The 11,650-nt window shown below is 69.7% G+C and carries 13 protein-coding genes and 1 pseudogene; 4 read left to right on the forward strand and 10 right to left on the reverse strand.

Annotated elements, in window-relative coordinates:
* Positions 1-1,362: 1,362 nt before the first annotated feature.
* The 4 genes and pseudogenes from AB0C21_RS03460 to AB0C21_RS03475 all read right to left on the reverse strand — a co-directional run bounded on the left by AB0C21_RS03460 (position 1,363) and on the right by AB0C21_RS03475 (position 3,975).
* Positions 1,363-1,905: a hypothetical protein gene (locus AB0C21_RS03460; protein WP_500202466.1), complete on the reverse strand. Its 543-nt coding sequence runs from the start codon at positions 1,903-1,905 to the stop codon at positions 1,363-1,365.
* A gap of 119 nt (positions 1,906-2,024) precedes the next feature.
* Positions 2,025-2,210 (reverse strand): annotated as a pseudogene (locus AB0C21_RS03465) (DUF397 domain-containing protein); the annotation flags it as partial.
* 134 nt (positions 2,211-2,344) lie between these two features.
* On the reverse strand, positions 2,345-2,728 hold the full coding sequence (locus tag AB0C21_RS03470; protein ID WP_500202860.1) for a Scr1 family TA system antitoxin-like transcriptional regulator: 384 nt from the start codon (positions 2,726-2,728) through the stop codon (positions 2,345-2,347).
* Positions 2,716-3,975 carry an HNH endonuclease signature motif containing protein gene (locus tag AB0C21_RS03475; protein ID WP_500202467.1) on the reverse strand — a complete coding sequence of 420 codons (1,260 nt, stop codon included), beginning with the start codon at positions 3,973-3,975 and terminating at the stop codon, positions 2,716-2,718. The genes AB0C21_RS03470 and AB0C21_RS03475 overlap by 13 nt, the downstream gene beginning before the upstream one ends.
* 221 nt (positions 3,976-4,196) lie before the next feature.
* On the opposite strand from AB0C21_RS03475, the gene AB0C21_RS03480 reads away from it, so the two are divergent.
* Entirely contained in the window at positions 4,197-4,619 is a 423-nt protein-coding gene (locus AB0C21_RS03480) for a hypothetical protein (RefSeq protein ID WP_500202468.1), read from the forward strand.
* A gap of 271 nt (positions 4,620-4,890) precedes the next feature.
* Here AB0C21_RS03480 and AB0C21_RS03485 read toward each other — a convergent pair whose 3' ends face one another.
* The 4 genes from AB0C21_RS03485 to AB0C21_RS03500 all read right to left on the reverse strand — a co-directional run bounded on the left by AB0C21_RS03485 (position 4,891) and on the right by AB0C21_RS03500 (position 6,543).
* Positions 4,891-5,214, reverse strand: coding sequence for a DUF6191 domain-containing protein (locus tag AB0C21_RS03485; protein WP_500202469.1), 324 nt, complete (start codon positions 5,212-5,214; stop codon positions 4,891-4,893).
* Between the two features lie 94 nt (positions 5,215-5,308).
* The gene (locus tag AB0C21_RS03490; protein ID WP_500202470.1) at positions 5,309-5,494 is read right to left on the reverse strand and encodes a DUF397 domain-containing protein; all 186 of its coding nucleotides are present in this window, start codon (positions 5,492-5,494) and stop codon (positions 5,309-5,311) included.
* 57 nt (positions 5,495-5,551) lie between these two features.
* The gene (locus AB0C21_RS03495; RefSeq protein ID WP_500202471.1) at positions 5,552-5,737 is read right to left on the reverse strand and encodes a DUF397 domain-containing protein; all 186 of its coding nucleotides are present in this window, start codon (positions 5,735-5,737) and stop codon (positions 5,552-5,554) included.
* Positions 5,734-6,543: a helix-turn-helix domain-containing protein gene (locus AB0C21_RS03500; protein WP_500202472.1), complete on the reverse strand. Its 810-nt coding sequence runs from the start codon at positions 6,541-6,543 to the stop codon at positions 5,734-5,736. The genes AB0C21_RS03495 and AB0C21_RS03500 overlap by 4 nt, the downstream gene beginning before the upstream one ends.
* Positions 6,544-6,643: 100 nt before the next feature.
* Here AB0C21_RS03500 and AB0C21_RS03505 point away from each other — a divergent pair, with 100 nt between their 5' ends.
* Together AB0C21_RS03505 and AB0C21_RS03510 are read left to right on the forward strand one after the other, a co-directional pair.
* On the forward strand, positions 6,644-7,084 hold the full coding sequence (locus tag AB0C21_RS03505; RefSeq protein ID WP_500202473.1) for an ATP-binding protein: 441 nt from the start codon (positions 6,644-6,646) through the stop codon (positions 7,082-7,084).
* Positions 7,078-7,389: a hypothetical protein gene (locus tag AB0C21_RS03510; RefSeq protein WP_500202474.1), complete on the forward strand. Its 312-nt coding sequence runs from the start codon at positions 7,078-7,080 to the stop codon at positions 7,387-7,389. The genes AB0C21_RS03505 and AB0C21_RS03510 overlap by 7 nt, the downstream gene beginning before the upstream one ends.
* A 174-nt stretch (positions 7,390-7,563) precedes the next feature.
* On the opposite strand, the gene AB0C21_RS03515 is transcribed toward AB0C21_RS03510, so the two are convergent.
* Both AB0C21_RS03515 and AB0C21_RS03520 read right to left on the reverse strand, forming a co-directional pair.
* Entirely contained in the window at positions 7,564-8,505 is a 942-nt protein-coding gene (locus AB0C21_RS03515; protein ID WP_500202475.1) for a hypothetical protein, read from the reverse strand.
* A 71-nt stretch (positions 8,506-8,576) separates the two neighbouring features.
* Positions 8,577-9,818 carry a L,D-transpeptidase gene (locus AB0C21_RS03520; protein ID WP_500202476.1) on the reverse strand — a complete coding sequence of 414 codons (1,242 nt, stop codon included), beginning with the start codon at positions 9,816-9,818 and terminating at the stop codon, positions 8,577-8,579.
* Between the two features lie 364 nt (positions 9,819-10,182).
* Here AB0C21_RS03520 and AB0C21_RS03525 point away from each other — a divergent pair, with 364 nt between their 5' ends.
* On the forward strand, positions 10,183-11,601 hold the full coding sequence (locus tag AB0C21_RS03525) for a sugar transferase (protein WP_500202477.1): 1,419 nt from the start codon (positions 10,183-10,185) through the stop codon (positions 11,599-11,601).
* The last annotated feature ends 49 nt before the right edge of the window (positions 11,602-11,650 follow it).

Raw genomic sequence — 11,650 nt, forward strand, 5'->3', positions numbered from 1 at the left:
CCACGGGGCCCACAGGTCCGACTGGGCCGGGTTCGGGCGCCACTGGTCCCACGGGTCCGACCGGGCCTGGTGGGGGTGAGCCGGGCCCCACCGGTCCGATCGGGCCTGCGGGTGACACGGGCCCGACTGGCCCTGCGGGTGAGACGGGTCCGACCGGGCCTTCCGGCGAAGGCACCCCCGGCCCGACAGGACCCACCGGCCCCTCGGGCACGGAAGGACCGACCGGGCCCGGGGGAGGGACGGGACCGACCGGGCCCGCGGGAGTGACCGGTCCGACCGGGCCCGGGGGAGGGACGGGACCGACCGGGCCCGCAGGAACGACCGGTCCGACCGGGCCGGGCGGCCTGGGCCTCGACAGCACGATCCAGGCCGGCGAAAAGTACATCGGAGCGATCGGCCGGAACGGCCAGACCCGGATCTATGATTCTTACCTGGGCACCTGGAACAACATCTCCGGCCTGCCCGGCTACCCGGCAGGAGGTGCCAGCGAAATCTCCGTCATCTCCCGAGGGGCCAATCAGATCCACGTGACCGTTCGTGGGACTGACGCAGCCGGCAACGACGTCATACGCCAGACGACGTGCACGGTGTGGCCGGTTCCCGGCCTGGGTGGCAACCCGCCGTGGCCCGGTAACTGCGCGCCCTTCGCCGACTTCACGCCTCCCGCGTGAGGGCAGCGTGACACGGTGATGTGATGACTGTTGGGGCGGTGCCTGCGCGCCGCTCCGACAGAGCCCTGCGCGCCGCCCCAACGACGGCCGACCCGAACGGGGACTTCTTCACAACCGAGTCGGTTCCTCTCTTCCGATAGGACGCCGCTCCAAAGGCCATTGGCCGCAACGGGCCCATTCCGTCTTCGGCCCCCGGCCACCGGGGGCCGAAACGCGCGAGTGGGGCACGGAGCGGCGGGGCCTGCCGACCACCCGCAGGCGCCTCGTCGCACGCTGGCTGAACCGGTCCCGCTCCTCGATTTCCAGACTGCGAAAGCGGCGAGTCGCAACCCACGGAGAGCGAAGCCAGAGGTCGCCGACCGGCGGCGCGCTGAGGGCGTCCGGCCGGACTGTGCAGGAGGACCTCGGGCCGGACGCGCGCACGAACAGGTTCTCCCGACCCCTCCGCGAAGCGCGATGATGCTCGCGCGCACCACCTCCGCAACGCGCGAGCGTGGCTCACGCTTCCGGCCGAACAACCCTTGGACGACGAGATCCTGCGCCGTCAGGGTGATCCGAGAGCTGAGGAGGGCCCCGATCCCCAGGGGGATCAGCACGGCGAACAGGCAGCCAACGATCAGGGCGAACACTGCCGGGCGTCACCGATCAGTATCGCGGCGACGATGCCCGCGCCGGTGAGTGAGATGGCGTGTTAAGCGACCTTGGTGATCTTGCATTTGATGCCGGCGGGTCCGATCGGAGCTTGCGCCGGAGTGGTCCCTTCGAAGGCGTTCGTGCCGCGAACCTCGAAGGTCTGGAGGCCGATCCGCTGGTGAGAGGCCGCGTCGACGACCTCGACGGTGACCGAGTAGCGCGTCGCGTCGCCTGTGATCGTGCCGCTGATCGTTACCGTGCCCTGCGATCCGGCCGTGTTCACCTGGCATTCGACGTGGGCGCTGTAGTTCTTCGGGCCAATGGACGGGGTGCTCCCGTCCAGCGCACCGACTTGGTAGAGCACGGCGAGCAGTCCCAGGAGCCCTGACAGACCCGCGGCCAGGACCAGGAAGGTCTTCCGCCTCGGGCGCGGACGCGAGCCGTATCCCTCATCGGCCATGGTCCACTCGTGAGTCGGCATTGCGGTACCGCCACCCCGATCATCCTGATAGGCGAAGTTTGCGGAGGTCAGCCTATAGCTCAGTACCTCTGGCTTGATCGCGGGCGTCTGGTGTGGAAGACCGGCGGGGCCGATGTCCACGTCACCGTGGTCGACGGACAGCGAAGGCGCCCAGGACGCTCCACGCATCCGCTGAAGGCGCACCGCGTTCGGCTGCCCCGTGCGAATCGCCGCCGCCGAGTCCGCTGCTGCAAGGGTGCTCAGGTCAGCGCGGCAGAGAGTCCTGCTTGGCACGGGCGAGAGTCCTGCTTGGCGCGGGCGAGGAAGTCGGCGAAGGCATCGGGGGTGAGGGTGAGGCGGCCTGCATCGGGGGTTCTGCTGTCTCGGATGGCGACCGCGTGGAGGACCGCGGCCACCTCGACGCAGTTGCCGTGATCTTCCGACCGAGTGGATTTGCGTCACATAACGTTCATCGGAGCGAGTCCGGTTTCTTCCGTTGATGGCACGGGACCCTCGACGGACAACGGGAACGATCCGAGCGGCGAGTTACTTCACCCTGACGCGGGCCGTGGCGTGCGGGTCAGCGCGGCAGTTCGTCTTGTCTGGCGCGGGCGAGGAGGGCGGCGGGGGGCGCCATTAGATGTTCTCCATCGTGTCCCTTGAGTAGCGCCCGGGACGTCTCCACGGGTAGCGCCGCGGCACCGATGCGGTCGAACCTGTTGCGCAGACCCATGACCTCCTCGGCGTCCAACTCTAGTCGGCCCCCGTTTGGTGCCTCAGGGAAACCGATCTCCCCTCCTTGACCTTGAGGACCTTGAACGGACCATCCAAACCTTCGTTGGCCCCCGCGCGGCATTCGGGACGATCCGCGAGATGACACTCGGTGCTCCGAAAGCCGGATCAGATGGGCGACCTGCTCGCGCACGACATCGCGCCCGCCGACATGCGGGCTTAAGCGGCCCAGCTGAGGATGGCGGGTGGGACGGCCGTTCGTGGGTCGGCTGCCGGTGTGTCAGGTGGTGGGAGGAGTCGGTAGGTGTAGCGGCCGGTGGCGGGGTCTTGAGCGGTGTGGATTTGTTGGGGATGGGTGTGTTTGTAGCGGTTGTGCCATCCGCAGCACAGGGCGAGTTTGTCGATGTCGGTGGGGCTGTCGCTCAGGGCCCATCCGTTGACGTGGTCGACCTCGCACAGCGTCCCGGGCACCTCGCACCCTTGTACCGCGCACGTGGGGTACAGCGTTTCCAGGACTTGGCGCTGAGCAACGGTGGCGAACCGCACCCGGTGGCCCAGGTACAGCGGCGCGTGGCCGTTCCCCAGCAGCAGGGGTGAGACTCCGGCTGACAAGGCGATGCGGCGAGCCTGCGGCGCAGGGATGGGGGTTCCATCCGTGAGGCGGGCAGGCTCATGGCCGCCGGTGAGGGTTTCGAGATCGCAGATGACGGTGACCTTGGTGGCCTTGTGCCCACCCGACAGCACGCTGCTCAGCGCTGCTGCGGTGCGTTCGGGCAGGTCGCGGCGGTCGTCGGACCCGGCCGGCTTGGCCAGCGGACCCAGGGCGCCGTCCCAGATCGCGGCGTCCTCAGGGTTGAGCCAGCCTTTGACGTAGCGGCCGCCGTCCAGGGAACGGGTGCTTGTGACCCAGGACCGCTCATACCCGCGTTGCGCATCCTCGGGGGCCGTCTCGTCTCCGTCGCGTTCGGCGATCACGTCGCGGATGCGCCGCCCGAACGCCGCGACCTTCCCGGCAGAGAACCCCTGCCCGACCATGTCCAGCAGCAGCGTCTCGGCCTTGGCGCAGTCCTCATCGTCCAGGCGGACGACGGCGTCGGCCACGGTGGAGGCGTACCCGTAGGACAACTCGCCCGCGGCAAGCAGCGCGGTCACGGTGGGGAGCCGGGGGAGTTGGCGGGCCAGGGCGAGGCGCTCTTTGGCGCGCGAGTCGCGCATGCCCAGCCGCGACCGCAGCCACGCCTGGGTGGACGGCAGTCCCCAGCGGCGTGTCTCGCCTGCTGCGTCGACACGGGCGATGAACCCGGCCAGCGCGCTTTCGTGGGCGTCGGAGGCGGCCGCTAGCGTCTCGGCGAGATGCATGCACGCCGCAGGTGATTCGGGGGCGGGGCGTCGGGCCAGTTCGGCGGCGATCGCGGCGGCGGCGTCCACCAGCTCCTGGGTGGACACCTCACCGAAACCTCGCTCTGTGACCGAACGCATGCCCAGAGTATATCGAACTGGTTGTCGACAAGCGCGTCGATGGAGGATTGATTACTGTCACCCCGGGGCTAGACGGTGCGGTTGCGGCACGCGTGCGAGGTTGGACGCGCCGGTGGAGAAGACCGCGTTCCTGGCGGCCGCGCTCGCTGAGGAACGGCGGCCGTACGAGGCGGGCCCCGGACGGGCTCGTTGAGCTTGGTGATCTCCTCTACCGTGTGCGCATGCCTGGCAATGACAGCGTGGTGGGGGACGATCCGCTTGCCGACGGGATGGCCCTGTCCGTGCGGCTGCGACGCGACTTCACCGTGACGGACGCCGACCGTCTTCTGACGGTCGCGCGCCGCATCTACCGCCAACTCCATCCGGACACGAGCGCCGCCGAAGCCTCCAGCATGGTGACCGGTGCCGCAGACGCGCTGTTCGTCATCCTTGAGCATGCCGGGCTGCTCGGCGACCTGGCCGACAGCCGGCTTCTCGACCACGCCGCCGACGGGCTGGCGGTCGGCGGGTGGCGCGCGCAGATTGTGATCAACGAACCGGCCCCCTTGTCGCCCGACCCCAGAAGCGACTGTCTCCGTGGCGACGAGGTCTTCGCGCTTCCGTCCCGGGACGATCCGAAGTCGGCTGCTGATCGGGCTCCGTGACGTTTGATCAGCAGAACGGCTCGCGCGGGTGGCGCCCGACCGCCCGAACATCGCCGAGGGCCCACGCGCCGACCTTCTCCCCGCCTCCTCGGCGATCCACCACCGCCATTTTCGACACCCTCGACACCCGCACCATCTGGCGCCGCGGCACCCGCTTAGCACCCTGAACCCCACGCCGGGACGTGGGCGGAGGTCAGACAACTCAGCACTCTGGGACGTCACACGCGGGGTGTTGGTCGACGACCGAGGCCCGGAGGCGAAAGCCGGATGATCAAGCTCCGGCGGAGTCGGGCGGACGCCGCACGATGGCGGTTCCGGCGTCGAGATCGACGCGGCTGCGCGGCGGCGCGCCGTCGTTCTCGTCGTCTCGCAGGATCAGGGAGGAGCGGCGCTGCTCCTGCTGATGCCGGTGCGTGCCATGGAAGAAGGCGTCCAGTTCACCGACCGCGATCGCCGAGACCGGACGGCCTACCTCGTCTCTCCTCCAAGGCAGGCGGAACCTGCGATGCGCCCACAGGCCCGCACGGTCGAGGATGGCGAAGGCGACCAGCGCGACCACAAGGCCAGGAATCGTCATGAACGCGATGAGTGCCACGTCCTCCGAACGAGCGCGTCCCGTCAGCGGTTTCCACCGGCCGCCGGGTCTTCAACGGGCTCCCGGGGTGTCAGTTTCTAGGCGGTCGCGTTGATCAGCGCATCAGACTGCCTTGCTTGGCGTGGATGGCCAGGTCGGTGAAGGCGTAGGGGTGAGGGCGAGGAGGCCGCTCTCGGTGGGCTTTGCTGTCGCGTATGGCGATCGCGTGGGTGAGCGCGGCCACCTCGACGCACCGGCCGCCGACCTCGTCGCTGGGGGTGGACTTGTGCCATGTGATCATTTCATCGGCCCTGATGGCAGTGACCGGTGTGCTCGTAAGGCAGGCTGCGGCACCGCGTTAGAGAGCCGGCTCGTTGCGCTTGGCGCGGGCGAGGAGGTCGGCGAAGGCGTCGGGGGTGAGGGCGAGGTGGCCGCTCTCGGGGGCTTTGCTGTCGCGGACGGCGACCGCGTGGGGGAGCGCGGCCACCTCGACGCAGTTGCCGTGATCTTCCGAGCGAGTGGATTTGCGCCACTGAAGGTTCATGGGAGTGAGTCCAGTGTCTTGGCGATGAAGGCACGGGATGCCTCGACGGTCAGCGCGGACATGCCGATCTCGTCATACCGTATCGCTTGTTCTTGGATATCGATGGGATCGAGTGAGATGTGGCCCGTGGAGCCGACGGTCGCGAATCCGAGGTCGCCGGTGGGGGTCTGCATCACGGTGAATCCGCCTCCGACGCCGCCGTAGCCGATCAGCTTTTCAGAGGTCACTCGCAGGTAGACGTTCGGCCACTCTGAGGCTTCGAGGAGATGGCCGAGCTGATCGCGCATGACGTCCGCGTCTCCGAACGAGCGCAACACGGCAGCGGTGTCGAGGATGGCCATGAGCTTGCACGGGTCTTGGCGGGTGAGGATTTCCTGACGGGCCAGGCGCTCCGCCACCGCCTCGTCGGCGTCCGTCCGGCGGCTCGACGTGAAGATGGCGCGTGCGTAGGCCTCGCGTTGGAGGAGCCCGGGGATAAGCGAGGGCTCGTAAGTCTTGATGAGGTTCGCTCGGCGCTCGTATTCCTTGAATGTCTCCCACCAGTCGAGGTCCCGGGCGTTCTTGGCGTGTTTGACCAGATTCTCGAAGAGGCCTTGAAGATCCCATTCTCGATCTAAGGTCCTGGCGCGTCCCGTGGGGAGTTGGACGTCCCCTGATTCATAACGTGCAACAGTTGATCGGTCGCAGTCGAGTATGACGCCCAGGGCGGCGCCGGAGATCCGCCGCATCTGGCGCTGTCTGCGCAGCTCAACGGCGATGAGATGCCAGAGCGAGAAGTCGGGGCGCAGTGAGTCGGCGCGGCTCATTCGATCTCCTCCGTTGTTGTATCTGTTTCACGAACCTTCCGAAATTAACGCGGTGGGGTCACTCTTGTCCGCGGAATGCCGCGAAGGGAGGGACGGTGAAATGGCGATAGAAGCCGTGGATGCGGGCGAGGTGGACATTTCTTGTCTGGCTGATCGGACGGTTCCGGGGATGGTGCGGACGGTGGTCGGGATGCGGCTTGTGGAATGGGGCTTGGAGGGGCTCGCTGACAGCGTTCTGTTGATCGTCGCGGAGCTTGTCACCAACGCCGTGCGGGTTGCGGGGGAGCGGGAGATCCGGGTCAGGTGCGCGCGTGAGGCGGGGAGCGTTCTGGTGGCTGTTTGGGACTCTTCTGCGGAGCGGCCTGTGATGCGGCCGGTGATGGGGCCCGACGAATTCGGGGCGGACGCTCGGGCGCTCGATGACGGGTACGACGACGGGACGGGCGGATGGGGGTTGCCGCTCGTGCAGGCGCTGGCGGCGGCGTGCGGGGTGGCCGAGGGCGAGACCGGCAAGTGGGTGTGGGCGAGGGTCTCGTGCTGAGGCGGTGGCGGGGGCGGCGGAAAGCCGTCCGGTATCTGGATCTGCTTGCGCTCGCGGTCGGGGCGAGGGGGTGGCGGTGCGTGAAGTTGTATGGACGCGAGTTCCCCACGCCGCTGCTCTGGGTTTACGCCAGCGGGGTCGCCGAAGACGTGGGTGTGGTCGTGCGGGCGCGGGCCGTCGGTGGGACGTGGGTCTACCAGGACGTCCAGCGGGGGCGGGTTCTCTCTTCGTGCGGGGACGCCAAGGCCGCCGGGGAACGCGTCGATTCGGTGCTGAAGAGGCGGTTGTTTCCGGTCACGTGGTGATGCGGCTACGTGGTGAGGCGTTGGCGTAGGCGGCGGATGTTGCGTTGGACCAGGGTTTCCTGGAGGGCGGCCTCTGCCAGGGCGATCGCTGCTTCCGCGCCGGCCTGGGCGGTTTCCTCGGGGGTCGGCGGGCGTGTGGTTTCCGAGGACGGGTCGTAGCGCAGCTCGTCCAGGTCACCGACTATCTGCGCTGGCGAGTCCTGGAGGGCGGCGAGGTCTTCCTCGCCCCACTGCGCGATGCGGGTCCGCCATTCGAGTGGGGTGACGACCTTGCCGCCGCGTTCGGTGCGGGCCTGGAAGCGGCCGATGATTTTTCCGAACCCAGTCGGCGTTCTGGCCGCTCCAGGCGGTCTGCCGGATGGCCGCGTTGAGTGCCGAGAGCACCTGCGTCTCCGGTGCGGTCAGGCCGGTGTGGGCCTGCTCGACGGGCAGGACGGCGGACTCGGCGAAGGCGGGGAGGCCGATCGCCTCCGCGAAACGCTGCCACAGGAGGCGCGGGGGCCTGCCGGGTGTGGTGACGATGTGGACGCGGGCGGCTCCCGCGTCCGACCAGCGACGGGCGAGGCCGCCGAGGCCGAACGCTCGCCACAGATGGGCGGACGGGTCCGTCTCGATGTGGTCCCGGCCATTCTCCCGCTGGGCGGCGAGGCGGGCGAGGTAGGTTTCGAAGCTCACCGTCCGGCCGTTGCGGATGTGCTGCTGCCAGAGAGACGGCAGCGATCGGCCCAAGCCGCGGGCCGTGACCACGACCTCGACGTCGTCGACGGCGAGCGCGTCCAGGAGGCGGTGGATGGCGGGCGTGCGGATGACGGAGAGCGCCTCGGCCGACAGCAGCACCGTGCCGGGCGTCGACCGCACGTCGTCCAGCAGGGTCTGCCAGGAGGAGGTCTCCTCAGACGCGCGGTCCCGCGACACCCAGGGGAACTCCGTGCCCAGCAGTCCGTAGCTCGCCCATTCGTGGTTGGCGACCGTCCGCCGCCCCCGGGCCCAGTCAAGGCTGACGGGGTAGCGGACGCCCTCGCCGGCGAGCGCCTCGGCGTTGGCTTGCAGCACATGCTGCAGGAACGTCGTGCCCGACTTCTGCACGCCGATGTGAAGGATGATCTTCGCCGCCACCCCGGCACTCCCCCCCGCGACCTGTTGGTCACGAAGAGTAGTGGCCGCGGGAGGTCAGGCGTGGGACGTGCTCAGGCCTGGGTCGTGGTGATGGGCTTGCCGAGGGCGCTGCCGCTGGCCCACTGGGAGAAGGGAAGCTGCCAGTAGCCCCAGCCGTTCGTCCACTGGAGGCTGCGCTTGGTGCCGGTGATGGTGACGAGGTCGCCACGGTAGGACCAGTGGAAGAACCACTGCGCGTCGTTCGCGGGGGAGCGGACGCAGCCGTGGCTGCAGTTGCGGTTACCGAGGCAGGACGGGTCGTCCATGTTCTGGTGGATGTACTCGCCGCTGTTGGAGATGCGGGTCGCCCACGGCACCTTCTCGTCGTAATAGCCGTCGTCGCCCTCCTTCTTGCCGGGCGGGCGCATGCGCTCCAGGCGGACGTGGTCCATGGTCAGGTGGACGCCGCTGGTGGTGAGCAGGTGGTCGACGCCGTCGCGCTGGACGTCGCCGCCGGTGCCGAGGCTGACGCCCCAGTTGCGGACGACGCGGCCGTTCTTCTTCACGACGAGGCGGTGCGTCTTGGCGCTGATGTTGATGACGTGGGAGTCGCCGACCTTGAAGGTCTGGGTGGCGTCGCGGTCGCCGAAGACGTTGGCGCCGATCTTCAGGCCCGCGTAGTGGACCTTGACCGTGACGGTCTGGTGCGGCTTCCACGGGTGCTTCGGGCGGAAGACGACGGAGGGCAGGCCGTTGAAGGACTCGCCCGCGCTCAGCCAGCGCCAGGCGCCCTCGGTGGGAGTGGTCGAGGAGATCTCGATGGCGCGCTCGATGGCGGGCTTCGCCTTCTCCGGGACGGCCTTGTTGAACTGGACGAAGACCGGCATCCCGGTGCCGACCGTCTCGTTCTGGCTCGGCACGATGTTGTTGACGCGGGTCTGGGCGGTCGCGCGGGTCGTGCGGAACACGCTCTTCGCGGTGGTGGACTTGCCCTTGTCGGACGTCGCCGTCGCCGAGACCTGGTAGCTGGCGCCCGGCTGCAAGGTCCACGTGGAGCGCCACTTGGTCTTGTCGGCGGAGAGGGCGCCGGGGACGTCGGCCCCCTTCAGCTTCACGGAGACGTCGCCGAGCTTGCCGCCCGCCGCGGTCACCGTCACGCCCTGGTCGGGGCGGGCCTTGCCGCTGCCGTCCGCCGGAGTGATCGTCACCTGGGGCGCGCCGTCGTCGCCCTTCGTGGTCGTTCCGCCGCCGCCCTCGCCGCCACCGCCGCTGCTCCCGCCGCACGCGGTCGCCAGGCCCAGGACGAGCGCCACCACCAACGCCTTACCTCGCACCGTTCTCCCTCAACAGCCCGCCGGATCCCGCGCGATGCGGGACGGCAACAAGATCCCGGAACGGCCGTTTATTCCCGTCCCGCCCCCAGAAGGGCGCGGACGGCCGGTTTCGGCGTCCGACTCACTTGTAGACGTCCATGGTCCCGCGAAGGTTCGCATCCGGTGGCCACTTCGCATGATCTTTCTCGGGCCACCGCCCCCGCGGAGGTCGAGTCGATCTTCTCCGTCAAGCCCGTTGATCTTCTCTCCAAGACTGCGGCGGCCCCGGTTAAAAGCGGCGATTTGTGCTCTGACCAGGTGCGATGCTGATCACTGGCCGCCTGCGACGGCCCCGCAAGGTGTCTTGTCCATGAAGGGGACCGCGATGAGAGCCCAGGGGCTGAGTTTCTCCGTCGACTCCGGCGCGGCCCCTCCGGAACCCGTTTCGGCGGGCGCCCGCCCGGTCGCCGCGCGCGGGACGCGGCTGCCGGCCTGGCTGTGCCCGGTGTGCCTCGCCGTGCTGGACGGCTGGACGATGGCCGCCGCCGTGTTCCTCACCGGGGGAGGCCCCCTGCCGGGCCTGGCCGCCGCGGCGGTCGTCGTGCTCAACGGCGCGGGCGGGCTGTACCGGGCGCGCCGCGCGCCGTCCCTGCTCACCGACGCGCCCCCGCTCCTGTTCCGGACGCTGCTCGTCTGCGGGATCGCCGCGCTGCTGCGCTCGGACGGCCCGGCCTGGCTGTGGACGGCGGCCCTGTGCGGAACGGTCCAACTCGGCGCGCGGGGATTCCTCAACTCGGCGGTCCGCGGCTACCGGGGCCGCCGCTCCAGGGCCCGTCCGGCCCTGGTCGTCGGGACGGGCGGAACCGCCGCCCACGTGCTCGACGTCCTGCGCGAACGCGGTGACCTCGGGCTCGCGGTGGCGGGGCAGGTGTCCGCGGGAGAGCCGGACGACACTCCGGGCGGCCCTCCGGGCGCGGTGCCCGTCCTCGGGGCGGACACCGACCTCCCGTCGCTCGTCGAGGAGCACGGCGTCGAGACGCTGGTCGTCGTCGCCGAGGACGTGCCGCCCGACCGGCTGGACGCGGTCCTGCGCATGTCGTTCGCCCTGCCGTGCGAGACGCTGCTCGTCCAGCCGCCGTCGGACGTCGTCCCGGTGGTGCCGGCGCGGCGCGAGTACCTCGCCGGGCTGCCGTGCGCGCGGGTCGAGTGGGGCCTGCGCACCCCGTTCGCCCGCTGCGCCAAGCGGATGCTGGACGTCGTCGTGGCGTCCCTCGTCCTGGTGCTCGCGCTGCCGGTGCTCGCGGCGTGCGCGGTCGCCGTCCGGATCGAGGGCGGCCCCGGGGTGCTGTTCCGGCAGCGGCGGATCGGGCTCGGCGGCGAGGAGTTCGTCCTGCTGAAGTTCCGGACGCTGAAGCCCGCGGACGAGAAGGAGGCCGACACCCGCTGGACCGTCAAGGACGACGAGCGGGTGGGACGCGTCGGCCGGTTCCTGCGCGACACGTCGCTGGACGAGCTGCCGCAGCTGTGGAACGTCCTCCGCGGCGAGATGAGCCTCGTGGGGCCGCGCCCGGAGCGGCCGCACTTCGTGGAGCAGTTCTCCCGCACCTGCCCCGGCTACATGCTGCGGCACCGCGTCCCGGCCGGGATGACGGGCTGGGCCCAGATCCACGGGTTCCGGGGCGACACGTCCATCGAGCTGCGGGCGAGGCTCGACAACCACTACATCGACCACTGGTCGTTCACCGGCGATCTGCGGATCCTGCTGCTGACGGCCCGGGCGGTCCTCTTCCGGGACCCCGCATGACGGCCCGAACCGAAGGCGCCGCGCAGACCGCAGGTGGCGAGAAGACGGC

Source organism: Spirillospora sp. NPDC049024, assembly GCF_040649235.1.
In the GTDB taxonomy this organism is placed as follows: Bacteria; Actinomycetota; Actinomycetes; order Streptosporangiales; family Streptosporangiaceae; genus Spirillospora.

What these genes read in the sequence shown, in the direction of transcription:
- AB0C21_RS03495 (WP_500202471.1), bottom strand. Translation starts at nt 5,737, where the DNA reads ATGAACCTTCAGTGGCGCAAATCCACTCGCTCGGAAGATCACGGCAAC.
- AB0C21_RS03480 (WP_500202468.1), top strand. Translation starts at nt 4,197, where the DNA reads ATGCCTGGCAATGACAGCGTGGTGGGGGACGATCCGCTTGCCGACGGG.
- AB0C21_RS03525 (WP_500202477.1), top strand. Translation starts at nt 10,183, where the DNA reads ATGAGAGCCCAGGGGCTGAGTTTCTCCGTCGACTCCGGCGCGGCCCCT.
- AB0C21_RS03505 (WP_500202473.1), top strand. Translation starts at nt 6,644, where the DNA reads ATGGCGATAGAAGCCGTGGATGCGGGCGAGGTGGACATTTCTTGTCTG.
- AB0C21_RS03475 (WP_500202467.1), bottom strand. Translation starts at nt 3,975, where the DNA reads ATGCGTTCGGTCACAGAGCGAGGTTTCGGTGAGGTGTCCACCCAGGAG.
- AB0C21_RS03490 (WP_500202470.1), bottom strand. Translation starts at nt 5,494, where the DNA reads ATGATCACATGGCACAAGTCCACCCCCAGCGACGAGGTCGGCGGCCGG.
- AB0C21_RS03500 (WP_500202472.1), bottom strand. Translation starts at nt 6,543, where the DNA reads ATGAGCCGCGCCGACTCACTGCGCCCCGACTTCTCGCTCTGGCATCTC.